Origin of the sequence: Lysinibacillus sp. OL1 (genome assembly GCF_004332175.1) — a bacterium.
GTDB lineage: Bacteria > Bacillota > Bacilli > Bacillales_A > Planococcaceae > Lysinibacillus > Lysinibacillus capsici.
Map to the genome: position 1 here is coordinate 511,050 of NZ_SJDS01000002.1, position 23,040 is coordinate 534,089.

29 protein-coding genes are annotated in these 23,040 nt (G+C 34.9%); 8 read left to right on the top strand and 21 right to left on the bottom strand.

Annotation, left to right across the window (positions count from 1 at the left end):
• Positions 1–19: 19 nt before the first annotated feature.
• Entirely contained in the window at positions 20–292 is a 273-nt protein-coding gene (locus EW028_RS06980; protein WP_131520367.1) for a hypothetical protein, read from the bottom strand.
• Positions 289–471: a helix-turn-helix domain-containing protein gene (locus EW028_RS06985; protein ID WP_131520368.1), complete on the bottom strand. Its 183-nt coding sequence runs from the start codon at positions 469–471 to the stop codon at positions 289–291. The genes EW028_RS06980 and EW028_RS06985 overlap by 4 nt, the downstream gene beginning before the upstream one ends.
• A gap of 148 nt (positions 472–619) precedes the next feature.
• On the opposite strand from EW028_RS06985, the gene EW028_RS06990 reads away from it, so the two are divergent.
• Positions 620–1,300: a helix-turn-helix domain-containing protein gene (locus EW028_RS06990; RefSeq protein ID WP_193767332.1), complete on the top strand. Its 681-nt coding sequence runs from the start codon at positions 620–622 to the stop codon at positions 1,298–1,300.
• 58 nt (positions 1,301–1,358) lie between these two features.
• On the top strand, positions 1,359–2,540 hold the full coding sequence (locus EW028_RS06995; protein WP_227744885.1) for a site-specific integrase: 1,182 nt from the start codon (positions 1,359–1,361) through the stop codon (positions 2,538–2,540).
• A 25-nt stretch (positions 2,541–2,565) separates the two neighbouring features.
• Here the strand turns inward: EW028_RS06995 and EW028_RS07000 are convergent, their stop codons facing one another.
• Complete coding sequence (locus tag EW028_RS07000; protein WP_036080766.1) at positions 2,566–3,174, bottom strand: YpjP family protein; 609 nt, start codon at positions 3,172–3,174, stop codon at positions 2,566–2,568.
• Positions 3,175–3,944: 770 nt separating this feature from the next.
• On the opposite strand from EW028_RS07000, the gene EW028_RS07005 reads away from it, so the two are divergent.
• The 3 genes from EW028_RS07005 to EW028_RS07015 are packed head-to-tail and all read left to right on the top strand — an operon-like array spanning position 3,945 to position 5,688.
• The gene (locus EW028_RS07005) at positions 3,945–4,154 is read left to right on the top strand and encodes a hypothetical protein (protein ID WP_016993944.1); all 210 of its coding nucleotides are present in this window, start codon (positions 3,945–3,947) and stop codon (positions 4,152–4,154) included.
• Between the two features lie 12 nt (positions 4,155–4,166).
• Positions 4,167–4,529, top strand: coding sequence for a spore coat protein (locus EW028_RS07010; protein ID WP_048394572.1), 363 nt, complete (start codon positions 4,167–4,169; stop codon positions 4,527–4,529).
• Between the two features lie 22 nt (positions 4,530–4,551).
• Positions 4,552–5,688 (top strand): zinc-dependent alcohol dehydrogenase, encoded by a 1,137-nt coding sequence (locus tag EW028_RS07015; protein WP_054549299.1) that lies wholly within the window; start codon positions 4,552–4,554, stop codon positions 5,686–5,688.
• Between the two features lie 261 nt (positions 5,689–5,949).
• On the opposite strand, the gene EW028_RS07020 is transcribed toward EW028_RS07015, so the two are convergent.
• From EW028_RS07020 to EW028_RS07035, 4 genes are all read right to left on the bottom strand, one after another.
• Positions 5,950–6,684, bottom strand: a complete 735-nt coding sequence (locus tag EW028_RS07020; protein ID WP_131520415.1) for an SDR family NAD(P)-dependent oxidoreductase — start codon at positions 6,682–6,684, stop codon at positions 5,950–5,952.
• A 57-nt stretch (positions 6,685–6,741) separates the two neighbouring features.
• Positions 6,742–7,104 (bottom strand): DUF1304 domain-containing protein, encoded by a 363-nt coding sequence (locus EW028_RS07025; protein ID WP_131520371.1) that lies wholly within the window; start codon positions 7,102–7,104, stop codon positions 6,742–6,744.
• 67 nt (positions 7,105–7,171) lie between these two features.
• A complete protein-coding gene (locus EW028_RS07030; RefSeq protein ID WP_066037868.1) occupies positions 7,172–7,798 on the bottom strand; it encodes a nitroreductase family protein in 627 nt (208 codons plus the stop codon).
• Between the two features lie 22 nt (positions 7,799–7,820).
• The gene (locus EW028_RS07035) at positions 7,821–8,225 is read right to left on the bottom strand and encodes an Ohr family peroxiredoxin (protein ID WP_131520372.1); all 405 of its coding nucleotides are present in this window, start codon (positions 8,223–8,225) and stop codon (positions 7,821–7,823) included.
• Between the two features lie 150 nt (positions 8,226–8,375).
• Here EW028_RS07035 and EW028_RS07040 point away from each other — a divergent pair, with 150 nt between their 5' ends.
• Both EW028_RS07040 and EW028_RS07045 read left to right on the top strand, forming a co-directional pair.
• Positions 8,376–8,813 carry a MarR family winged helix-turn-helix transcriptional regulator gene (locus EW028_RS07040; protein ID WP_054549302.1) on the top strand — a complete coding sequence of 146 codons (438 nt, stop codon included), beginning with the start codon at positions 8,376–8,378 and terminating at the stop codon, positions 8,811–8,813.
• 203 nt (positions 8,814–9,016) lie between these two features.
• Positions 9,017–9,466 (top strand): SRPBCC family protein, encoded by a 450-nt coding sequence (locus EW028_RS07045; RefSeq protein WP_131520373.1) that lies wholly within the window; start codon positions 9,017–9,019, stop codon positions 9,464–9,466.
• Between the two features lie 59 nt (positions 9,467–9,525).
• On the opposite strand, the gene EW028_RS07050 is transcribed toward EW028_RS07045, so the two are convergent.
• From EW028_RS07050 to EW028_RS07115, 14 genes are all read right to left on the bottom strand, one after another.
• Entirely contained in the window at positions 9,526–10,302 is a 777-nt protein-coding gene (locus EW028_RS07050) for a basic amino acid ABC transporter substrate-binding protein (RefSeq protein ID WP_004228443.1), read from the bottom strand.
• Positions 10,303–10,552: 250 nt separating this feature from the next.
• Positions 10,553–11,059 (bottom strand): hypothetical protein, encoded by a 507-nt coding sequence (locus EW028_RS07055; protein ID WP_227744886.1) that lies wholly within the window; start codon positions 11,057–11,059, stop codon positions 10,553–10,555.
• Positions 11,059–11,538, bottom strand: a complete 480-nt coding sequence (locus EW028_RS07060) for an RNA polymerase sigma factor (protein ID WP_131520416.1) — start codon at positions 11,536–11,538, stop codon at positions 11,059–11,061. Before EW028_RS07060 ends, EW028_RS07055 begins: the two co-directional genes overlap by 1 nt.
• Before the next feature lie 193 nt (positions 11,539–11,731).
• Positions 11,732–12,526 (bottom strand): nucleotidyl transferase AbiEii/AbiGii toxin family protein, encoded by a 795-nt coding sequence (locus tag EW028_RS07065; protein WP_131520374.1) that lies wholly within the window; start codon positions 12,524–12,526, stop codon positions 11,732–11,734.
• Positions 12,527–13,019: 493 nt separating this feature from the next.
• On the bottom strand, positions 13,020–13,781 hold the full coding sequence (locus EW028_RS07075; RefSeq protein ID WP_131520375.1) for an ANT(4')-I family aminoglycoside nucleotidyltransferase: 762 nt from the start codon (positions 13,779–13,781) through the stop codon (positions 13,020–13,022).
• Positions 13,782–13,878: 97 nt separating this feature from the next.
• Positions 13,879–14,367 (bottom strand): immunity 22 family protein, encoded by a 489-nt coding sequence (locus tag EW028_RS07080; protein WP_131520376.1) that lies wholly within the window; start codon positions 14,365–14,367, stop codon positions 13,879–13,881.
• Between the two features lie 4 nt (positions 14,368–14,371).
• On the bottom strand, positions 14,372–14,926 hold the full coding sequence (locus tag EW028_RS07085; protein WP_131520377.1) for a hypothetical protein: 555 nt from the start codon (positions 14,924–14,926) through the stop codon (positions 14,372–14,374).
• A 63-nt stretch (positions 14,927–14,989) separates the two neighbouring features.
• A complete protein-coding gene (locus tag EW028_RS07090) occupies positions 14,990–15,778 on the bottom strand; it encodes a class I SAM-dependent methyltransferase (protein ID WP_131520378.1) in 789 nt (262 codons plus the stop codon).
• The gene (locus EW028_RS07095; protein WP_004228455.1) at positions 15,766–16,197 is read right to left on the bottom strand and encodes a BrxA/BrxB family bacilliredoxin; all 432 of its coding nucleotides are present in this window, start codon (positions 16,195–16,197) and stop codon (positions 15,766–15,768) included. Before EW028_RS07095 ends, EW028_RS07090 begins: the two co-directional genes overlap by 13 nt.
• Before the next feature lie 583 nt (positions 16,198–16,780).
• The gene (locus EW028_RS25210) at positions 16,781–16,930 is read right to left on the bottom strand and encodes an ArpU family phage packaging/lysis transcriptional regulator (RefSeq protein WP_193767333.1); all 150 of its coding nucleotides are present in this window, start codon (positions 16,928–16,930) and stop codon (positions 16,781–16,783) included.
• A 46-nt stretch (positions 16,931–16,976) separates the two neighbouring features.
• Positions 16,977–17,579, bottom strand: a complete 603-nt coding sequence (locus EW028_RS07100) for a hypothetical protein (RefSeq protein ID WP_131520379.1) — start codon at positions 17,577–17,579, stop codon at positions 16,977–16,979.
• 634 nt (positions 17,580–18,213) lie between these two features.
• Entirely contained in the window at positions 18,214–18,843 is a 630-nt protein-coding gene (locus EW028_RS07105; RefSeq protein ID WP_048393769.1) for a hypothetical protein, read from the bottom strand.
• Positions 18,844–19,512: 669 nt separating this feature from the next.
• Complete coding sequence (locus EW028_RS07110; RefSeq protein ID WP_131520380.1) at positions 19,513–20,565, bottom strand: Ig-like domain-containing protein; 1,053 nt, start codon at positions 20,563–20,565, stop codon at positions 19,513–19,515.
• Positions 20,566–20,776: 211 nt separating this feature from the next.
• Entirely contained in the window at positions 20,777–22,090 is a 1,314-nt protein-coding gene (locus tag EW028_RS07115; RefSeq protein WP_131520381.1) for a DUF5050 domain-containing protein, read from the bottom strand.
• A gap of 570 nt (positions 22,091–22,660) precedes the next feature.
• Here EW028_RS07115 and EW028_RS07120 point away from each other — a divergent pair.
• Positions 22,661–22,918, top strand: coding sequence for a hypothetical protein (locus EW028_RS07120; protein ID WP_225340930.1), 258 nt, complete (start codon positions 22,661–22,663; stop codon positions 22,916–22,918).
• Positions 22,919–23,040 lie beyond the last annotated feature (122 nt).

The following is a 23,040-nucleotide window of genomic DNA, read 5'->3' on the forward strand; positions in this document are numbered from 1 at the left end:
CCAAAAGCATTTTTAATTTTTACCATTCTGTACGTAAAATTTCCGTAATTGCTTCTATTGTTGGTTTATAAAAGTACCAACGTTTTCTGTTCTTTTTAACTTCATGTAATTTAATGCGTGGATCATGTAAGAATTCTTCCTCTATAAAACGCTCACTCATTGATAATTTTTTGGCTAAACCTTTTACATCAATCAAAAGTAAAGTACTATCAACAATTTCGTTTACGCGCTTTTCTAATTGTTCTCTAATTATATTTTCATTAACTTCAATTTTTATTTCTGCCGGAATCATGATTCTCCCCCTTTAAAAGGTGTTGCTAACCAATTGTCGATAGTTCCACGATGAAAAATAATTCTGCCACGCACTTTTTTATATGGAATTTCATTAAGGCGTACCATTGTATAAACAGTAGTAGTACTTATTCCAATTAATTTAGCAACCTCATTAACAGATAAAGTGATTTTATCCATGAACTCACCACCTTGCATAAAAATATTAATACCATCAGTATTAATTCTTATAGTATTAATTTAAACCATTTATAAATAATTTGCAACTTTTTATTACTTTGAGTATTATTTATTTAAACCGATTAATGATAAAGAAAGGAGAAATAATGTGAATACATTAGGAGATTTAATAAAAGAAGTTCGTAAAAAAAGTGGACTTACAACAACGCAATTGGCTGAAATGGTGGAAGTTTCTCAAGGGTACATTTCACATTTAGAAAATGAACGAAAAAAAAATCCATCTCCTGACGTTTTAGCGAGAATTGCTAAGGTCTTAGATATTCCATATATAGATTTAATGGTTAAGGCTGGTTACTTAACTGGAAATGATTTATCTGAATTGTATCTAAAACGTGATGAACTTAAATCAAAACAAGCTGAATATAGAAATAAGAAAAAAGAATTCATCAATAAAGCAGAAGATATAGAGTTAAAGTTACAAAAATATCTCACTATAGATGAATTGAACGATAAAGAACAAGGCGAAGTGAGTTCATTATCTAAAGAAAGAAGTGAATTATTAAAACAAGCTAAAGACCTTCGAGATCAATCGGAGGATTTATCTGTTGAAATTGATGAAATTAACGATTTAATTAGAAACTCACTAGAATATAAAGAAGCAACTCAAGACAAAAATATGATAGAGAATTCTGTCGGTGAATCTAAATCAAATGTTGAACTTGAAAACTTATTTAGTATGGCACAAGAAATAACAATTAACGGTAAAGTTTTAACTGATGAAGAAAAACAAAAAGCTCTACAAATTTTAAAATTAACTTTCGATAAATAATTTATATTCCATCCCTACACACATGCTCACCAAAAGCGATGAAGGGAATGTAATTAAATTGGAATTAGTTAAATCAACAAAGGAAAAAGAAGTCTATTCTTACCTCAATAATAAAGGTGAAAAATTGTGGATGTTCCGCCACAAATACTATGATGAATTGACTGGTAAACGTAAAGAAAAGAAAAAAAGTGGTTTTAAAACTGAAAAAGCAGCGATAAAAGCCCTTGTGGATGTAAAGGCTCAAACGCTGCGTGGTGAAACAAAATATATAGAAAATGATAACCTAACTGTAACACAATGGCTAGATATTTGGTTTGAATCTAATAAACGAAAATGGAAACTTGGGACGATAACACAACGCGAAATCATTATAAGGCTTAATATTAAACCGTATATTGGTCATTTCAAATTACAAAAACTAGACAGATTAACATATCAAAAAAGTTTAATAAATTCCTTAGAAAAGAAATATGAACCTAGCTCAATCCGACTAATACACTCAATCTTTTTAATAGCTATAAATGCTGCTGTTGAAGATGAAATAATTCCTCGAAACAAATTTAAAGGAGTAAGCCTACCTTCTACTCGGAAAAAAGAAGCTGAGTTATCGGTACTTACATCTGATCAACTAAGTACAATGCTTACTTACACAAAAGATAATGAGGATGAAACGTACTATTCAATTTTACTGTTACTGTCTTATACAGGAATGCGTAAAGGTGAAGCATTAGGTCTTCAATGGAAGGATATTGACTTTGAGACGCAAACAATTAATATTATGCGGAATAGAACTAGATATGGTACGGGGTCAACTAAAACAAAAAATAGTGAACGCAAAATCAAAGTTGGTAAAAATGTAATTGATCAGTTAAGTCGTTATCAAAAAGTAATCAAAGAAAAATTACTATCATTCGGGAAAAAGCTAGAAGATGAAGACTATGTATTCCACTCTTTAGAAAGTATGATACCAATGCCATTAACAACGTTACACAAAGGATTTAAAAGAATTATTCAACGCGCTGGATTAAAGGAGTGCACACTCCATTCTCTTAGACATTCACATGCAACAATATTAATGAACGATGGTGTACCAGTAAGGGCTATTGCTGAACGTTTAGGGAACACGCCTGAAATGATTTACACAACATACGGTCATGTACTGAGAGAAATGGAAGATAGAATTATCGATACTTTTGATCGTGCTATCGAAATTGGGGCTAAAAATGGGGCTAATCTCTAAGAGACAGCCCCTAAACCCTTATATATCATGACAACCACTTAGGTGGTGTGTTTTTTTCCCAATAGATATCGCCAAGGTTGTTATGTGCCATGAAGTTGTCCTCGACACTGTGGTAATGGAAGTTGTAGTAGTAGCCTTCCTGCGGTCTTTTTTCTGTGCGCACATGGAAACGAATTAAATCTGTGCCTGTTTCATTGTTGATGACATTGAAAATTTTCTCACCGTAATTACCACTTGGTCTTTCAGAGATGGTTAAAGATGCAGCAGTTTGATCATCAAGATTAGCCACTGTCATTGCGATGGCTTCCTCCATTTTCGGGAAGATGATGCTGTCGAATTCGTTGCTAATTTTCGGACCAATTTTTGTGCCAAATTTTATGTACGATTGTTCTCTAGCCGCATCCACCAGTAAGGCATTATAATCAATTGCTTCCTCTTGTATCTGTAGCTGCTCGTCACTGCTATCATCATGCTCAGCAGCTAAAGCAGTGCTTGTCCCTGATGAAGGGCCGATGGATGCACGGTTCGAAGGATTTTGATCAAATGCTTCCCAAATCTCATGTGTAGGCGTTATTAAACCAAATGTTAAAAACGCAACCATGATGACTATACTTTTCTTAACCCACGTTTTCATTTATTGTCACCTACTCTTTATGTACAAATTGGTAATTCTCCTATTATTATATACGTTCTCGCCATTAAAAGGTTTCATATTTCTATAATTCATTGTACAATATTTATGAATAATGTGTCGTTTTTTTAAAGGAGGTACAAAGCATGAGCATCGCAATGGGTATTGGTCTTTTATTAATGTTAGGTTACTTATCATCTTTATGTTTCACGGACTAATTTTTATATTTTGTAATATGTACCCTACTAAGCCCTAAAAGCCTGTTATATGCAGCTTTTGGGGTTTTTTATTTTTCTTTACATTACAATGTATAGTAATGCATGCACACAGTTGGCTTGTTGGGACTAATATAATATTAATAATTCTTGGCGGCGTGTTAAGCAAATTTATGGTTGCATTCAAAAGATGATGAACCATTGAAGCTAAAAGGGATATATCCAGAGTTATTGGGCTTGTTTGTTGTCTTGAAGTTTACCAAAGTAGAAGATATTAAAAAACAAATGAAATAGTATAAAAAATAAGGACCTGACAGCTACAGAGACTGAAGGTCCTTTTTTTTAACCAATTTTGTATAAATTTATCTAAAAAAAGTGCCCTTCTTCCATCACATAGGTAATGTCATAAATGGGTTGAGTGAAAAGAATGGAGGAAATTCAACTTTAAATCAGATTCTATCTATCAATATAGTCTTAGAATTAATCCAATGCGAATTTGCATAAATAGACTTGCTACAGGGAAGACTTTTTAAAGAAAATTATGGAGGTGCGAATTACGTGTTTGAGAAAAAATTAGCACTTCATGAAACCATGGAATTTCATGAAGTCATTAACTTTATGACAACTAGTTTACTTAAATCGAAGCTGAGTCAAGGTGTGGTCTTTGATGATGATTTAAGAGCGTTATTGGACAAAAATGTAAAATTATCTACCCCGGCACTCACTGCTATGGTTAAGCTCTACTCAAAATCGGAATTGGAATATTAGGAGGACAATTGTATGCAAGACTATTTAGATCCTATAAATTCAGTTGGAATGCCCGAACTAACTGATTCGGGGATTGCTCTTGAGTTTTTACTTACAACCAAAACGGGTATTCGTAATCTTTCAATTGCCTTAACAGAAACAGCTTCTCCTGCTCTTCAGAAAATCTTGAGAACTCAGCTGGATGTCATGGTCGATTTATATTTCGAAATTTCTGAACTGATGGTAAAAAAAGAATGGCTGAAACCTTATGATCTTGCAGGTCAAAAGGAACTGGATATTAAATCAGCAGAAAATGCGATTAGTATTGCCCAGTTGGATTTATTCCCTAAAGATATGAATCGAAAAGGAATGTTCCCTACCCCACCGAAAAAATAAACGAAAATGAGGGATTTTTTTAATGAAAGCTGTCACTTTTCAAGGTGTAAAAAATGTTGAGGTTAAAGAAGTACAAGACCCTAAAATAAAAAAAGCCGATGATATTATTGTTCGTTTAACCACTACTGCCATTTGCGGGTCAGACTTGCATTTAATTCATGGTATGATTCCGAATCTTGGACAAGATTATGTCATTGGTCATGAACCAATGGGTATTGTAGAAGAAGTTGGAAAAGATGTGACGAAGGTTAAAAAGGGTGACCGGATTGTCATTCCTTTTAATATTGCATGCGGGGAATGCTGGTACTGCAATCATGATCTGGAAAGTCAATGTGATAATGCAAACGATAATGGCGAAATGGGTGCCTACTTTGGTTATTCAGACACAACAGGCGGTTTTCCAGGAGGACAGGCAGAGTTTATGCGAGTGCCCTATGGTAATTTTATCCCTTTCAAAATTCCAGAGAAATCAGAAGTTCCTGATGAAAGTCTTGTTCTCCTTGCTGATGCCGCATCTACTGCTTTTTGGAGTGTAGATAATGCTGGTGTAAAGAAAGGAGATACTGTTATTATTCTTGGCTGCGGACCTGTTGGACTGCTAGCACAAAAATTTGCTTGGCTGAAAGGAGCAGAAAGAGTAATCGCAGTTGACTACATTGGGTATCGTCTTAAACATGCAAAGAAGACAAATAATGTGGAAATCGTTAATTTTGAAGACCATGAAAATTGTGGCGAATACTTGAAAGAGATTACCAAGGGTGGTGCAGACGTTGTCATTGATTGCGTAGGGATGAGCGGAAAAATGACGCCTCTAGAATTTCTTGCAAGTGGGGTAAAACTTCAAGGTGGTGCTATGGGCGCCCTTGTCACAGCCAGTCAAGCTGTACGTAAAGGAGGAACAATCCAAATTACCGGTGTATACGGCGGTCGATACAATGCCTTCCCACTTGGAGATATATTCCAACGCAATGTAGCGATTCGTACTGGACAGGCTCCAGTTGTTCATATCATGCCCCATGTCTATAACCTAATGGCTGAAGGAAAAGTGAATGTCGGTGATATCATTACACATGTACTCCCCCTTGAAAAAGCAAAACATGCTTATGAAATATTCGATACAAAGCAAGAAGGTTGCATTAAAGTGGTTTTAAAACCCTAATATAGAAGTTTTCAGGTACTTTTGTCTCTGCATTGCAAAAGTACCTTTTTCATTGACCTAGGGGTACATATTTATATTATTACTTCTGCTTCAAAATGGCATTAATATTTGAGCACCAAGCCTCTTCGACTGACGAACTACATTTTGATCAACTGAACTAACCCCTCCCTAATCAAAAATCATTATGTAGCGATTCCTTTCATTGAACAACTTCTAATGATAAATAATTAGTTTGGCAAAACAGTTGAATAAGTTCTTGAACTACCTTAGATATCCACCATTATTAATATCAAATGTCGCACCTGTGTAATGCTTTGATCTATCTGACAAGAGGAAAATAACAGTATCAGCAACATCTTTAGGCATTACAGGTGTATCGATGAGCTGGTGATTTAAATATTCCTCTTTTCTCCAAATAGGTATTGCATCCATCATAGGAGTGTTTACCATTGTAGGAGCAATGGCATTAACTCTGATGTATGGTGAGAAATTCACTGCACAGCTTTTAGTTAATCCCAATATAGCAGCTTTTGAGAGTCCATATATTGCATCTGAACTGCCTTCCATACCTGATACAGAAGACATATTCACGATGACTCCCTTACGTTCGCTCTGAAGTAGATATTTCCCGAACATTTGAGAAAAATAAATACATCCCTTTAAGTTTATATCTATGACTTTATCAATTTCCTCAGTTTGATAATCCAGTATATTCTTACCCAAATAAATCCCTGCATTATTAACTAAACTATCCACATCACAATGTTCTCTTTCCAAATTTCCAAAAAAATTGACAACTTCTTCATAAATACTTACATCTAATTGATATGTATACAAATCTGAGGGGACATTCATTGATTGTTTTAATGCCATTAAGGCGTCTTCATTAATATCACAAGCAAGTACTGAAGCACCTTCATCTAAACATTGTTTAACAATTTCTTTTCCTATACCAGAAGCTGCACCTGTTACTATTACTTTTCTATTTTTAAGCATCATCTATTTTACCCCTTTATTAAAAAGTTAGGATGTTATGAAAAACTCTACCTAAGTTTACGAGAAAAATAAACTAATAAGTGCTAAAATAGCAGGTCCACCTTGTTTTAATAGAATCGATTTAGAGCTTGTTAAGCTACCATACAAAGCGACAATGAATACAAAGATTAAAAAAATGGCAACAATTTCAGTTTGCTGATGTGACAAAAATAATCCATACAATAAGGCGATCGCAATCAGACCATTATAAACGCCTTGATTTTTGAAAAGAACCTGAACATTTGCATTTTCTAATGCTTCTTCAGAAAGACTAAATGTTTTTGCTGTTCTTTTAGAAGTAGTTGCAAACGTTTCTAAATACATAATATACAAATGCTCTGCTGCTACGACTAAGCTTAAAATAAAAGTTAATGAAGATATCCTATTCCCTCCTAAAAAATCTTTAAAAAAGCAATGTCCTCAAGTGTATCAAGGACATTGCTTGAAACTATTTATTAAAACGAACAATGCGGTCTATTGGTAGGCGTGAAGAACCATATGCTGGGGCTGCCGCTTCACCAATGGCTAATAATAAAATAGGAATTTCATTTGCTGGTAATTCCATGTATTCAGCGAATTTTGCTTTATCAAATCCACCCATCGGAACGGTATCATAGCCCATTTCCTTCGCTAATAACATGATTTGCATCGATACTAAGCCAGCATCAAAGTGTACGATATTTTCTAATGTTTTTGTTGGTGCTGAACCATACATTGTCAGCGCATCTTGTGCAAGCTTATTGGCAATTGGTTCTGGCATATAGCCCAGCTCCACGTTTTTTGCATAGATTTCCTCAGCATTTACATACATCTCTATATCACCAATGACAGCAATAATGGCAGAGGCTGTTTCGATTTGCTCTTGATTAAATGAAAAGAAGTTGATATTCTTCTGAATTTCCTTATCATCAATGACAAGAAAGCGCCATGGCTGCATATTACTTGAAGAAGGTGCTGAAGTAGCATCCTGCAACAGCTGCATGATTGTTTCACGCGGAATTTTAGTCTCTGCATTGTATTTACGAACAGATTTACGCATTTGCATAATTTGTTTTAATGGTGTAGTTGATAACATGTAGTTTCCCTCTTTTCACAATTTAAACTGCTTTTATTGTTACATTAATATTGCCCATTGTTGCTTTTGAATATGGGCATACCGTATGTGTGACCTCTAATAATTCCTGTACTTCCTCCACTGCTAGTCCTTCAATATGCCCTTCGATTTCCACTGCAAGCACATAGTCAAAAGAAGCTTGCTCCATTAATTTCACTGTTACTTTAATGGTTGATGCATTTTTTAGTTTCTTTTGGCGTTTGATTAAATCTAATGCACTATTAAAGCAAGCACTATAGCCAGCCGCAAATAATTGTTCTGGGTTTGTAACATCCGCTAATTTGGAGCCTGGTGGTGCAATTTTTAACGATAAAGATTGATCTTCTGCATAGGATGTGCCACTACGGCCACCTTCATTAATCATTGTAGTTGCGTATAATTCTTTCATAACTGAAAACCCCTTATCTTTTGTTATTAATTAAATTGTGTACAATCTAATTTTTACAAATTGAATTGTACACAATTTAATTGCGTTTGACAAGTAGGAACTTTATTTTTAATATAAATGGTAGTAGAAGAACTTTAAGAGGGGATTTTTATGCCTAATCATTTAGATAACCAGCTGTGCTTTCTTTTGTATGCAACATCAAAGGAAATCACTCGGCAATATACATTATTATTGAAGCCTTACGATCTTACTTATACAGGCTATATCACTTTATTAGCTTTAGAGGAAAACGAACAGATAACGGTGAAAGAATTGGGCCAACGTTTATTTTTAGATTCAGGAACATTAACACCGTTGTTAAAAAAATTAGAGGCAAAGAATTACATTTGTCGTGAACGTTCTAAGGAGGACGAACGATTAATGAAAATATATTTAACCAAGGAAGGCGTAGATGTAAGAAGGAAACTACCTGAAGTGTCTCGCCAAGTGATGAAGCAATCGAATATCTCAGAGCAGCAATTTGTACAACTGAAAAATGTACTTCAAGATATCGTTTATAACGATTGGAAAATAAAAGATGAAAACTAACACATAGCTATTCCACTAATAGGATGAATATGTAAATAAGAAGGATTGGAGCTACATTGGCTTCAATCTTTTTTGTTTTTCTCTCCCTGATCCCCTCAAATGTTAATAATCATGTGGCTACCGTTAAAATTTAGTATACTTACATTTATTAATTAGTTTAATTTACAGCATAGATAAGTAATTTTGAAAGTAGAGGTGTTTGGATGAAAACATGGACAAAGACTATAAACATAAATGCCCCCATCGAAAACGTTTGGACATTACTTGATGGCTCTTTAGCTGACATGCAGAAGATTATGCCACAGGTAATTGAAAACAAGCCTGTAGAAGTAACAGAAGAAGGGGTTGGCAGTATTTATCGCCAAAAATATAAAGAAGGAAAACGTATCGAAACGTATGATGTAGAAACATTGGAATATTCGAATACACCTGATAAAAAAATATTGAAAGTAGGCTTTGTACTCGCTAATTTGTTTGAAATTACGGCTTACTATGAATTAAATAAAATAAATGAAACAGAGACTTCCTTTACTTATTCCGTAACAAATAATGCGTTAAAATGGTTCGTCAAATTATTTTTATTGTTTGCATCGGACAAAGTAGTCGTACAATTTTTAGAACGGGTCAAAACAGTTGCTGAAGCGCAAGACTAGCACCTAAAAAATAAACCGTAGAACTCCCCTTGAGGTGAGCTTCTACGGTTTATTTTTTACTAAAAGTCTGAACCTGTAATTTCTTTTAACTTACCGTTTTCTTTAATCTTTTTAAGGCCTTCATTTAACTTATCTAAAAGCTCTTTGTTCCCCTTTTGAACCATGAAACCATAGTATTCTTTTTCGAAGGAATCATCTTTAATTACTTTGATTTTGTCATTTGGATGTGCCTTGATATATTCATAAACAACTGAATTATCTCCAATCGCCGCTTCTACGTTGCCATTCAGCATCTCTTGAATAGCAATTGGTTGATTTTCGAAAGCAAAAATGTTGGGACTAGATTCACCCTGTAGCTTCTTGGCAGCCATATGACCAGTAGCATTAATTTGTACAGAAATCTTTTTATCTTTTAATTCATCCAATGATTGGATCTTTGAATCTTCCTTCACCACGATTAATAATTGAGATTCGTAGTACGGCTCAGTAAAATCAAATGTTTCCTTACGCTCGTCCGTAATTGTAATCCCTGCACCACCAATATCTGTTTCACCATTTTTAATTGTTTGGAATACAGGCTCCCAACCAATACTTTCCCACTTCACTTCAAAATCCATTTCATCCGCGATTGCTTGAAGCACATCCACATCAATCCCTACAATATTCCCTTTATCATCAAGAGATACGATAGGTGCAAATGTAGCCTCAGTACCTACCTTATAAACTTTTTTACTATCTCCATCACCTGATGATGTATTGTCTTTCGAGCCGCAACCCGCTAAAACTAGCGTGAAAGCTGCCATAATTGTAAGCAACACCATTAAATTTCTTTTCATAGCCCATCCCCCTAGTATGATATTTTTTCCATAATGCGTATTATTTTTCGCAATTCGGAAATGTGAGACTATTACGTAAATTATAGTGACAATATTCTCTTTAGACAATACTTTTTTGTATAAAAATAATCATTTCTTTATAAATAGTATTATTCAATCTCGTTTTTAGGATAAAAAGGAATAAATAGTTAACCAGAAGCTATAAAAAAAGAATCTCCCTTCGGAAATTCTTTTTTGCGCATCTAAATCTTTATCGTATTGGATGTTCAAAATTCCAATTTGTATAAATGGCAGCAGCCTGAACTGGATTTGAGGAGGTATCTTCTGTATAGCCGCCAATTAAATTACCTACTCTAAAAGTAGGCTCAAATAGCTGTTCCTCCTTAGGTGGTGCTGTCGGTCCATCTATTCCTATTTTGGTTTTATCTGTCACGACTACTTCCATACCGTTATCCAATGTAAAGCTCAGCCCATCTTCTCCGACTTCCGTAATGGTCCCTTCGATATTTACTAGCGCACTTGCCGCAGGAGCTGAATGGTCCGCAACAATTCTCTCCGTCAAATCAATTGGTGTATCATGATTTATATTTACCATAGCAAGGACAGCAATCACTGCACAGGCTACTAAGCTTCCAACACTAATTCTTACTTTTTTCATAAAGGACCTCTTTTCATATTTCATCATCTCTTCCTGCATCTTACGCTTAAATTCCTCAGAAGCATGAATCTGCTTCATCACATTCTTATAAGCATTCATCATACTTTGCTCCCCTCTTCTAGAATCGTTTTCAGCTTCATTCGTGCCCTTCTGAGCTTTGAGCCTACTGTATTTACGTTAATCTCTAATAACTCAGCCATTTCTGCCGTTGTATAGCCCTCGTAATAATGTAAATAAACAATGACTCTCTCTTCTGAAGGAAGCTCAAAAATTTCAGTAAGAACCATCTGCTCCTCTTTTGCAATAAAGGCCATTTCGTCTGTAATGGGTACCGTCTTCTTCACACGTGAGGACTTAAAATAATCCTTGCACTTATTAAATGTCACCTTTATGAGCCAAGCCTTTAAATGTGCTTCATGAGCGAAGGGCTTGTTCTGCCTCATCAGTGTCATATAAACCTCCTGCACAATGTCCTCCGCCTCAGCCATATTTTTGGTCTGATGCACAGCAATTCGTATGAGGGTGTCACTATATGTTTGAACAATTTCTTGCACACTTATGCCAGCAAACTTTATCATATTTTTCACCTAACCTCCTTCATGACATAATACGATTCAACTTTATCTATTCGTGCAACAGATACACTTTAGCTTCATTTTAATAAAAAGAAGAAACCATTCATAAGACATACAAATGTATCCCCCTAATAAATTACTGAATAATAGCCATGCAAAAACCCGCAAACCGTAGATGATTTGCGGGTCCCTCTCTTCATTGCCAAGCTCGATTGTTCCATTGCTTGAAAAATTCGTCCTCAGCCAAAATAGCTTCATAAACAGGGATAAAGAATTGTTTCAGAATCCCTGTCATCTCGAGTGTAGAAGTTAGCTCGATTGTAAAATGATGACGATCAAATAAGTCCACAATATACGCCTGCAATCTTCGTCCTTCAATAGTTTGCGTTTGTAGCAATTGTTGTACTTCATTTATTGTTTTTTCAGTCTTTTCTAATGCTGGGTACTGGTAAATTTTAATAAATTTTTGTGCCAGTACGAATTCTGTTGGATATGTATAAACTACCGCAGCCTTATTGTCTAGCAAGCTCGGAAAATTAATGGTCTTTGGTGTTATTCGCATGTTTTCTTTAAAGGTAATCCAAACTTCTATGTATACAGTCATTTTGCCCAATGTAGCTGGTATGCTTAGTTGAATATTGTCACTCGATACAGACGATTCGATCCGCTGTGCATCCCATTCAATGCCATCCGCTGGTATTGCTAGTGAGCAAATTTCTTTAAAGGCCTGTTTCACTATATCGTGTTGATGAACGCTTGCTTGAGCTGTCAGCGTGACTTCATTGGAAGGCTTCACCAATCCATTTGTTAAAGCAAATAATAGTAGATCCCCATCTAGATAAAATTGATCTTCATAGGAGGATACGGATAAACGATAAAGCAGTCTTTCTTGGCAATAGTATGATACTAGCTGATCCATATTGTCTTGCCGTGTAGCCATTTCTTCTAATTGTGTCACGACATTCGTCGATAGTGTGTCGATATTTCCCATTGACATCCCTCACCTTTTTGATTTTTCTGATTTTTTATGCTGAATTTAGACTTTTACTAAAATTCATGCTTTTATTATCACTTATTTATGGAAGAGAGTAAACGGTAATGTATACCAAAAAGGCCTGTCAGGGTTGGACATGACTGGCCTTAAAATTAGACAAGGGGCAGCCTCGCTGTTGCGAAACTACCCCTTTAGTATTTATAGGTAACATTCTCGTAAATTGTAAAAGTCTCAACCCAATCGTCTGGGGAATATTATCTTGAAACCAAATCGTTTCATCACCGCGGTAAAATTCCACTGTGTGCCTTCTAACTTAAGCAACGCAAACCCTACCATCTTTTGCGTCCTTGCAGCCCCAAAGCATGCGCCAGTGTGAATAAGTATCTACAAAAACAAAAAGCAGAATGCCAGATTACGGAAATATGCTACCTAAAATAGCACGTGTTCTATTATAGCACCTTATACTATAAAAGTAAAGGTCTATAAAAATTTACCAAGGAATCTCCTTAGAGCATTTAATCTGATAACCCTTTTCAGCTGTCCATTGGAGAAGTGTTTGCCAAAAGTTTTCACAGGCAGCTATGATTTGCTGAGGATTCGTTAGATTGCCTGTCATGACCATTTCAGCTAATGCTTTTAACCCGTGTGGCTGATCATCCATCGCTAAAACCTCAGGTAATACTTGTGCAGATGTTGTATAGCACTGCCTATGGTGTAATCCTACTATCATGGCACCTGTCATCGCTATTTTCATCGCCAGTATCGGCAAAAATGTAGTGGGACCCTGAACAGCTATGTTCCTTAATTTCCCCATGTATTCATACATTTCTTCTACAATGGTTTTGCAAATTGCTTCCTTAAATCGGGCATTCTCCACAGTGGCCGCTTTGTCTTTGAGTTCTAAAAAAAAGCCCGAAGGATCATAAAGTGGCTGTAAATCGAAAAACTTCCCATTTGTTAATGGCCAATCTTCCTGAACCGTTATTGCCTCTTCGATAATCACTTCTGCTTGATCGAAATTAACCTCTGCCTTCCAATCTCCTGCTGTCCATTCATAGCTATAGCTGTGCTCTAATTGATGACAGACACACTTAAGCTCAATGTCAGAAAACGGACCATCTGATTTTCTAGCCAACGAGCCATAAATACCAATTGCTCGAACATTTCCTCCATATTTTGCGAGAACTTGTTGTGCAATCGAATGGGCAATCTGCATGCGTTCATCACTTGTCTTTTTTCTTGGTCCAATCATTTACATCGCTCCTTTTATAAGTAAGATCGTTGTTATTGAACCAAGGTGGACCACGGGCTTAACGAGGAGCTGGTAACATCATCAAAACCTCCTTTCATCACATTTGTAATTTAATAGAGCATACAAAATCGATATGAAACGCTTCATGGCTTACAGATTGAATGTGACCCTCATATTTCATGTCATATAGTAAAATTATTGCATTATAAGCTTTCTGTAGTTCATTGCCCATTTTGGCTAGCACTTGATGTTTAAATTGCTGCGAATAGGAAAATTCATCACAAAGTAGTTGCTTAAGTTGATTTGAAGCTGCTTCGTAAAATAGTGCTTCACAAAAATCCTCGTCGAAGGTTAAGCCGAAATCGTATTCAAATTGATTGTAGAATTCATCATAAAGTGCTTTAAACTCTTCCTCACAAGTACGGTGCTGATTTTCTGGTAAAAAAAGCTTTGCTAATTTTTGTGAAAAGGCTTCGTCCGTTTCATCTTCTCCCTGATAGACAGTGGCAAGATATGTATGTAACTGTTCTTCGCTTGTAAAATGACCAGCCCATATGGAAACATAGCCATTTTGTTCATCATCCATGACCTCATCCCTTTCTCGAATAAATCAATGCACCGCCTGAGCCCATTATTATTAAATGCTTGCCAGATGGCGAAAATCCACATTTAATCATGCCATCCAATCGCTGTAAATCAATAGCTGTCGCATTTTTTAAATAAGTATAATTAGTTATATAAAGATAATCGATTACTACTGTTGCACGTGGCCACCAAGGATAAATAACTTCAACCTGCCAGCCATCTGCTGTCATATGAATCCCATCCCCAGCTTCAAAGCCGAAAATAGATATTGTCCCCTGAGGCAATTGAAATGTTAAACGGTCATCACTCATTCTGTCGTAGGTTTCATCCACGTCTCGTTCTCGATGAAGACGACGACCTGTTATAGGCTCAGTGACACTATAGCCACAGCCACTAATTAGCACGATGTTTTCCTCATGATCCCAACCGCAAGCCAAAACACCATTGGCAGCAATACTCGTTTCATAGGCCCATGGAATAGGAGGTTTTGTGCAGATCAACGATTGTGCATTCGCCAGCAACTCTAGCTCAAAGGGAGTTCGTTTATCATTGTTCACCATATTATTCCACCCTCCTCTTTTATTACCATATACTAAAAAAAGGCTTGTCTCAAGAACAAGCCTCTATACCTCTAACACACCATAATGAAATTTTGCAGTTATCCGTTCATGCTGCTGAAAGTCATAGGTCGCAAACCACTCTGAGCGAAAATGTGCCTTTAACACCACACGCTTTTTCGCTACACGCTTGGCTTCATAAACCCATTCATCGGTTAATGTGACATGCTCCCCTGCTAGCCGTAATGCCTGAAAATTATTGGCCTCTTCTATAACCTTCTCAAACATTGGGTCCATATAAACCACATCAAATGCGTTGTCTGGTAGGGTTTTTAAATAGCGAACAGCCTCAGACTGTATTACCTCGATGTGTCGCATACAGGCAGTTAACGGTAGCTCGGATGTATCATAGGCTTGCATCCCCTGTCTAACAATAAACGCTACATTTGGATTTGCTTCCAGTCCCACAACACGACCTGCTTCACCCACTGTATAAGCTGCTAACATGGCATCTGCCGCTAAACCTAACGTACAATCCAACACCGAATCCCCCAGTTGAAGCTGTGCCGCTTCCAAAAAAGGCTCTGCCTCACCACGGGCCACACGCTTTAATCGAAACGCCGCAGAATTGGGGTGAAAGAAAAACGGCTCCTGCGCCCCATAGGCATAATACTCGAAGCGATTCTTCCCAGCGACCATCACATGTGCCTGCAACTCCTGCGAAATTTTGCGAACAGAGCGCTTGTTCCGTGGCTCAAACGCAGCACCTAATTCTTGACACGCAAAAGCAGCGAGCGCCATCGATACATCGTCTGGTCTGCCCGCTGTCGTCACAATCGTTTTTAGTTCTCGCATGTTTGCTCTAACACGCCAGTTAAATGAGAGACAATCTGCTCCACAGGGAATCCCTCAATTTGTTCACGTGGGATAAAGTAAGCCAACTCCCCATCCTTTAAAATCGCCATAGATGGTGAGCTAGGTGGCACATCCTCAAAATAACCACGCATCGCCGCAGTCGCCTCTGGATCCTGCCCCGCAAACACCGTCACAAGATGATCTGGCTTCACCGCTGCAATTGCCTCACGCGCCGCTGGACGAGCAAGCCCTGCCGCACAACCACAAACCGAGTTAATCACCACTAACGATGTTCCCTTCGTCTCCGCCATAAATTCATTCACCGCATCCGCAGTCGTCAGCTCCGTAAAACCAGCCTCCACAAGCTCCTCACGCATCGGCTTCACAACCTGCTTCATATATTCATCATAAGCGTTCATGCTTTTACCCTCTTTCCTATGTATTCGCAAACCTTATTATAGCAAGGTTTTGTGTGAATGTACAAAGACATGCTTTTCGCCTGATTTCGTGGGTTTTTGGGGGGAATGTGATTTTTTTGTGTAACGGATAGTGGTTTTATTTGGGGTCGTTACACACCTAAAAAATGGAACTAAATTGAATGTAACTGGATCATAGAGGAAAAATGACCAAGCTTAATAATAATTATATACCTGGTCGCTTCTATTTAATATTGATTTAAAGCACATTCAAATTCAGCTATCCAAGTTTTTCCGCAATAAATTATCCTCCTATTGATAAATTTTTCATTATTATACTGTCATTTATGAGGAGTCTGTTTTTAAATTAATTAAAAAAGCCCATTACCAAGAACATAACAGGATCATATTCTGCCAACGCAATGCTAATAAAATGCTTGTGCTTTTATACGATAAAACGTTCGCTTACTAAATATGAAGCTTTTTTGAAATTTAATAATTATACAATTAGGTTTCCTTTAAATAAGCCATAATAATAATCTGTCGCTCTTTTTGCGTAAGCTTATAAAATGCACGATTAAATCTTTCAAAGAATTGCTTTCGCTTGCTTATAATGCTCTACATTTCGTATTGCAGCGTTTTCAACTTTTGAATGGAACCCTCCACTGTATGATGACATGTTTAAAGTATAATTCGCTGTAATCGTCGGCAACAAATCCTCAAGGGACAATAACATTGTTGTCCTCCAGGGTGCTGGCAGAACTTTTATTCGCAAATAATATTTATTTATTATTAATCTTTTTTTCCATATGATTTATAAGTGATTTACTAAATTGTTTTTCTGCTGTAGCATAATATATCTTAGATAAACTTGAATATAAATACGGTGGTAAAATTCCTATTAAAGATACTAGATAAAGATTACTAATTTCACTTAATAATGTTTCATTATCCTTGGTAGTTAAAAAACCTACAATTATCGGTAGAAAACCAAATAGAAAAATTAACATCGTTAACAAATCATAAATTTGTTCTCTTAGATATTCATAATTATTGCGTAAATATTCGATTTTCTTTAAGAATATCAAAATGACTGCATAAAAAAAAGCTGAAAATATTGATAAGGTTGAAAAAAGTATTATACTATAACCAGCAAAAATTTCTTCAATACTACTTTTTCCAAAATTAATTAATTGAAATAATTGATTATATACTTCCCAAAACGATAATTTCTCAGAAAAAGATATAAATATTGATAAGGATAATAAATAACAAATTATCCCTAATGCAATCATTACACTTACAAAACCTGCCAAAATACTGAGTTTATTATAAGTTTCTTTCTTAATAAATTTCTTATTTTCTTCAAAATCAAATGACTTCAAATTTCCTCACCTTTATCCTTTTTATCAGCATTTTCTCTACCTTGTGACACTACTGGAAATATACTTAATCGATTATTCCCACCAAGAGAACCATGACTCAAGTCTCAGTTAATTCTATTATAGCAAGATATGATACCCAATAAAACCATTTATTAACTATTTAGTTCTGAATAATTCTTCTTTCAAGATTATGTGGATTTTTGTTTTCATAAAAAAAATAACGGATAGTAGCATAACGCTACTATCCGTTATTTTTTTCAAGACAGAATTTGTAGAAAACCATATAAAAAATTATCTTTAATATCATTTATAAATAATAATTATTATTTGTAAATTTATTTTTTTAATATTTAATTACTAAATATACCAATAATACAAAAGGAAAAAGCCCAGGCTCAAAATTATTGAATACCTGGGTTTATCGCAAAATTATTTACTTTTGGACTTACTTATATTTCTTACATAATCCATTATGAGAAATACAACCATAGTAATAATACCGTACATTATCGTCTCTTTACTATCAAAATAGTAGTCCTCTTTATTATAAATAAACTTAGAAATGTTTATAATTATCGCACCGACTATAAAATAAATTAGAAAGTTCCTGATTAATTTCATATTTTATTTTTCCTTATTCACAATTAGAACTTCCTGGGAATAGTTTGTTCATTTTAGTAGAACAGCTTACTGAGATAACACTAAGATTTATTACTAAACCTGGAAGTGTTGCACCTGCAACTTTTTTAGGAAACTCTTTTAAAATTAATTTTGCAGCTTGTTTGAAATTAGATGCTCTAATTGCATCAACAATAATCGTTAATGATGTAGCAATACCAAAATAACTCGATAAACCTTCTTTAATACATTCATTTTCTGCTGCTCTAAATTCCATTGTTTCTCTTTTACCATGCCATTCACAAGCTACTGCAAATAGTGTAATTTGTGGTTCAGAAATTATATTAACGTCTTCAGAAGAAATTAGTAGGTTTTCTACTTCTAATCCCTCAATGATCGCCTCTTTCATAGAATTACCTTTTAATTCTGTCTCTATTATTTCTCTATCATAACCTACAATAACTTCTTTATTATTTTTTAAAACTGCTTTGTCAAAAATCAATTCAAGTGCTTCTGCTAAATCATTTTCTAATTTTCGTTCTTGATTCATACTTTCAACAGTACTAATTGCATACGAACTAGAGACCCCTGAAAAAAGTAACGTCATTGTGATCATTAAAATAGTTATTAATTTATATTTTCTCATGAAATAAACTCCTATTGTAATCTATTTAGTAATAGTTGTTGAATTACTATAGTAAATATCCCTCGAGGTAATTTTATCCTAACATTCTTAACTTTTCTAAATCAATACTCAATCAACGCCATTTTTTTGGCGTTTATTATGTATATTTTGGCGTAATTTATAAATAAAAAACAAATCACGCCAAATCACGTCACTTATCCTTCCTTATTATTGGCGTACAAGGCATTACTTGTACATCTAAAGTAATATTTACTGTGAATTTTCTTCAAAAACCCTTGAAAACAATTTAATGTTAGTTAGGTGAAACCATTCACATAATTGTCAAAATGAACAACTGTAAGTAGAAAGGACTCAAGCCGTTCAAACGTTTCTGCTAACGGTATGCTTATAATATTTACATAAGCCATGCTTTTGCACCAAAATGCTTCAATCGGTCCGTATCAATACATTGACCAACACGCGACATGCTTTGTATCAAACTGGCTTTGTTTTCGCTTCGCTTAATTTACTTGGAGGTTCACTATATATGAATGCCTGCTCGCCAAGCTGTGATGATTTTATTGCCGACTTTATGCTGAAAAAAGAGGGAATGATTAGTCAATGCCTCTTTTGAACGACACTATAAAAGGACACGTCCATAGACGCATCCTTTAGCTTGTAAAATTTGTTCTATTGGAAATTAAAAATCCATGTCATCGACCCAGTATTATTGTTAATATCTGTGTAATCAAATGTTATCTGTGCTTCTCCTGAACCAATCTTCTGCACAATTAAAGAAACATGTCCTGAAGGATTTGGACCTGTGATCGTTGCAGTGGCAATATTTTCATCGTTGCTTCTCGGATTGCTGAAAATGACAGTTGAATTGTTTTCCCCTGTTATGGCAACCGTCAAATTCACATTAGTTGACATGGAATAAGGCCCACCAATTGTCCCCCCATCAACATATGGTGGTGAAATATTAACTCTTGGTGTATCTGGAATTGCCACCGTTACGAGTGCTGACTTGTAAGCTACTACTCTAGTGTTATTATCCACTATTTTATAGTTTACCGTTACATCACTAGCTGTAACACCTCTTATAGCCCCTGTACTTTGCTGAATTGTTGCAGCTCCTGTACCATTTGTTACAGTCCAGATGATGGATTGTCCGACTCCTGGAGGCGTAAAATTAGTTGCTGCTGAGCCCCAGCCAATAACTGAATAAGGTGCTGGCACCATGGGTATTGCTGTTACTGCTGCTTGTGGATGAACTGTCACAGTTGTCGTACCTTTTTCAATTACTACGCCATTAGCATCCATTCCTACATACGTAATAACTGAGCTACCTGCACTTATAGCTGTTACTTGGCCAGTTGTAGTATTCACTGTCGCTACACTTGTTGGTTCAGCTACAAAACTTTTGTTTGTTGCTGTTGCAGATGAGCCTGCTCCTACTGAAGCTGTTATTACTTCATCCATTTGCAGTACTTGCGAATATGTTGGGCTTTTTGCTGTTGCCTCATCATATACAGTGAGACTCACAGAATTCATTTTATCATTCCTACTTGTATACGAAATGGTTGTGATGCCTGGTGTGTGAGCAGTAATTTCACCTGTACTAGAATGAACTGTTGCAACACCTGTATTGCTTGATGACCACGTTATTGTGCCTGATTGGGTTGCTTCTGCTGTTCTACTAGTATAGAAAGAATTGTAGAAAACATATGGGTCAATACTCATTAAAGCATTGATGTCTTACCTTCTTCAACTTTATTCGAAAAGGTGTGAGCAAAGCAGAGAATCTAACCATAGTATACTGTCTATATTAAAGAAAGATATATTCTTCAAAATAAAAAAGTCACCCATTCATTTAGGTTTTCAAATGGGTGACTTGCTTAAATATATTTTAATAATTCCGCAGTGCAATGTATTCTCTAGAAGAATCTAGTGTTTAATTTACTTCTTGTAATAATGAACCATCTGGCCCCATACGGTAATAATTCCACTCTTGATCTTCAAAATAAATCCAGTCATTAATTATATTTATATTATGAGATGGCATACTATTTAATTGTTGAATATTTGATCCATCCATATTCATTCGATAGATATAATTATCAGAATTGGTGAAATAAATATAATCTCTATTTATATTAAAAATTCCTACATTATCTATTACTTCAGATTTATCAGAACCATCCAATTTCATTTTGTAAATTTTATTAATTCCGTTCTGATAATAAATCCAATCATCAACTAATATATAATTAAAAATTGTATGAATATCAGTAGTGATTATCGAATTACTATTATTAATTAGATTATATAAAACAAGTTGGGTTGAATCACCAAACGTATAGAGTATATAGTCATTTTCAATAATCGGAGTATGATAATAATATTCATCACTCATTATTATTTGACGATGTGTACCATCGTGTTTTATTTTAAAATAGCCATTGCCATTATTAGCTGGCATCATATCTTTAAAATAAATCCAGCCATTATTACTAACTCTGAAAATGTCATTGCTAGTAGTTATCTTTTGCAGGTCCGTACCGTCAGTTCTGATTCTATGTATATAACCCATACTGTCTTCATTTTGAGCACTAAAGAAGTATATCCACCCTTCAAGAACATTGATATGTGATACCCACTCTAAGTCACTTAATTTAATTTTGGTTGAATCGGACTTATTTATTTTATATAAAGTATTGTTTTCACTCGAGTTAGCATAATAAATCCAGTCATTATCTTCTGCTACAATGCCTCCGTTTAGAAGATTACCAGTTGAGTTTCCATAATTTAAGGAATTTAAATGTTTGGATTTGGTAGTAAAATCCATTTTATATTTTAGTCCATTTTCAAGAAATACCCTCACGGTATATGACTGATCTCCTAAATAATCTTTTACCGTTTCTATAGTCGCCTTATTTTCATTTAGGTGTAACTCAATTTTCACAGGAAGAAAGCTACCATCTTTTTCAATTACGATTCCAGCAATTTTATCGACACTCACAGTGCTACCAGTAAATGTAATAGTCCACTTTTTATTTAATTCAACACTATTCTTTGAATGTATTGTCTCCCATCCATCCGATGGATTAATAGGATCAAACTCATTTTTGATTAAATTATGATTCCTGATACCAAATTCATCAAATTCTCCTTCTGCTTTAACTGTTTCATTGGCTAATACAGGTATAGAAGTTGATAAGATAAAAGTAAAAATTAATAATAAAAGCACATTGAATATTTTTTTCATAAATTTACCTCCCTAGTAAGTATTGTATCTTGTATGTTACAAAAATTCACCATACATTTTCTATAATTTTGAAAAAAATATGCAATAATACAATTTATTAATTAAAAAGTCGTTTATTTATTTAAATGATTGAACTTCTTATTTATATAGAATTAATTAAATACTAAATATTGATAAAGAAAATGCTGTCAACTACTGTATTGCAAGGAGATCCAACAATATTTTTGAAAATAGCACATTATTTAATTAGCTGCATAGTAATAATGTAGTAAATAAATTCTTGACCATATGAAAGGATCTTAACTGATTAATAATTGGGATGAATCCTAGAGAAATTCTACCTCAGTTTTGACAACTCTAAGTTTTTATCATTAAGTAACTTAGCTCGAACTCAAATTACTAAAAAAAGTAAATATACTAAATCTTTTCAATTCCAGTACGATAACAACTATGGAACTAAAAATGTGAATAGGAAGGTGATAATGTATCATGATGACAACGAAATTTTCCACTATGCAATATTTAATGTCCCGAAAGTCCTCGTCTAAGTATTATGGGTTGACGCGACAAATGAGCAAGGAAGTGAAAGCTACATCAAAAGAGGATCAAGAAAAAATAAATAATGTCAATAAAATTCTTGAAGAAAGTAAAACTTCTAAACTATCTAGCAAACAAATTGAAACGTTAAAAAGCGCTGTAAAGCAAGGGTTATTAGGATCTAGTTCTAATCATTTAAGCCCATTAGGTATGTATAACTATAAAAAATCAATCGCAAGTTCGAATTCAAACTTACATTCAACTTTGAGAGCTTATCGAAACTCGATCTAGTATTTATTAGCAAAACACCCTTTAACGAATTAGAGGGTGTTTGTCTTGTAAGAGGTTTCATATCATGGTATTCACTTAACCAAAGTCGAACATCATGTATGCTTTTAAATCCTTATCCCCTT

Coding starts and splice junctions, on each gene's coding strand:
- EW028_RS07045 (WP_131520373.1), top strand. CDS start 9,017: ATGAAAACATGGACAAAGACTATAAACATAAATGCCCCCATCGAAAAC.
- EW028_RS07015 (WP_054549299.1), top strand. CDS start 4,552: ATGAAAGCTGTCACTTTTCAAGGTGTAAAAAATGTTGAGGTTAAAGAA.
- EW028_RS07075 (WP_131520375.1), bottom strand. CDS start 13,781: ATGATTGGACCAAGAAAAAAGACAAGTGATGAACGCATGCAGATTGCC.
- EW028_RS07110 (WP_131520380.1), bottom strand. CDS start 20,565: ATGAGTATTGACCCATATGTTTTCTACAATTCTTTCTATACTAGTAGA.
- EW028_RS07060 (WP_131520416.1), bottom strand. CDS start 11,538: ATGATAAAGTTTGCTGGCATAAGTGTGCAAGAAATTGTTCAAACATAT.
- EW028_RS06985 (WP_131520368.1), bottom strand. CDS start 471: ATGGATAAAATCACTTTATCTGTTAATGAGGTTGCTAAATTAATTGGA.
- EW028_RS07115 (WP_131520381.1), bottom strand. CDS start 22,090: ATGAAAAAAATATTCAATGTGCTTTTATTATTAATTTTTACTTTTATC.
- EW028_RS07050 (WP_004228443.1), bottom strand. CDS start 10,302: ATGAAAAGAAATTTAATGGTGTTGCTTACAATTATGGCAGCTTTCACG.
- EW028_RS07030 (WP_066037868.1), bottom strand. CDS start 7,798: ATGTTATCAACTACACCATTAAAACAAATTATGCAAATGCGTAAATCT.
- EW028_RS07010 (WP_048394572.1), top strand. CDS start 4,167: ATGCAAGACTATTTAGATCCTATAAATTCAGTTGGAATGCCCGAACTA.
- EW028_RS07020 (WP_131520415.1), bottom strand. CDS start 6,684: ATGCTTAAAAATAGAAAAGTAATAGTAACAGGTGCAGCTTCTGGTATA.
- EW028_RS07095 (WP_004228455.1), bottom strand. CDS start 16,197: ATGAACGCTTATGATGAATATATGAAGCAGGTTGTGAAGCCGATGCGT.
- EW028_RS07065 (WP_131520374.1), bottom strand. CDS start 12,526: ATGGGAAATATCGACACACTATCGACGAATGTCGTGACACAATTAGAA.
- EW028_RS07085 (WP_131520377.1), bottom strand. CDS start 14,926: ATGGTGAACAATGATAAACGAACTCCCTTTGAGCTAGAGTTGCTGGCG.
- EW028_RS07120 (WP_225340930.1), top strand. CDS start 22,661: ATGAGCAAGGAAGTGAAAGCTACATCAAAAGAGGATCAAGAAAAAATA.
- EW028_RS07040 (WP_054549302.1), top strand. CDS start 8,376: ATGCCTAATCATTTAGATAACCAGCTGTGCTTTCTTTTGTATGCAACA.
- EW028_RS25210 (WP_193767333.1), bottom strand. CDS start 16,930: ATGTTATTGTCCCTTGAGGATTTGTTGCCGACGATTACAGCGAATTAT.
- EW028_RS07035 (WP_131520372.1), bottom strand. CDS start 8,225: ATGAAAGAATTATACGCAACTACAATGATTAATGAAGGTGGCCGTAGT.
- EW028_RS07090 (WP_131520378.1), bottom strand. CDS start 15,778: ATGCGAGAACTAAAAACGATTGTGACGACAGCGGGCAGACCAGACGAT.
- EW028_RS07105 (WP_048393769.1), bottom strand. CDS start 18,843: ATGAGAAAATATAAATTAATAACTATTTTAATGATCACAATGACGTTA.
- EW028_RS07000 (WP_036080766.1), bottom strand. CDS start 3,174: ATGAAAACGTGGGTTAAGAAAAGTATAGTCATCATGGTTGCGTTTTTA.
- EW028_RS07080 (WP_131520376.1), bottom strand. CDS start 14,367: ATGGATGATGAACAAAATGGCTATGTTTCCATATGGGCTGGTCATTTT.
- EW028_RS07055 (WP_227744886.1), bottom strand. CDS start 11,059: ATGAATGCTTATAAGAATGTGATGAAGCAGATTCATGCTTCTGAGGAA.
- EW028_RS06980 (WP_131520367.1), bottom strand. CDS start 292: ATGATTCCGGCAGAAATAAAAATTGAAGTTAATGAAAATATAATTAGA.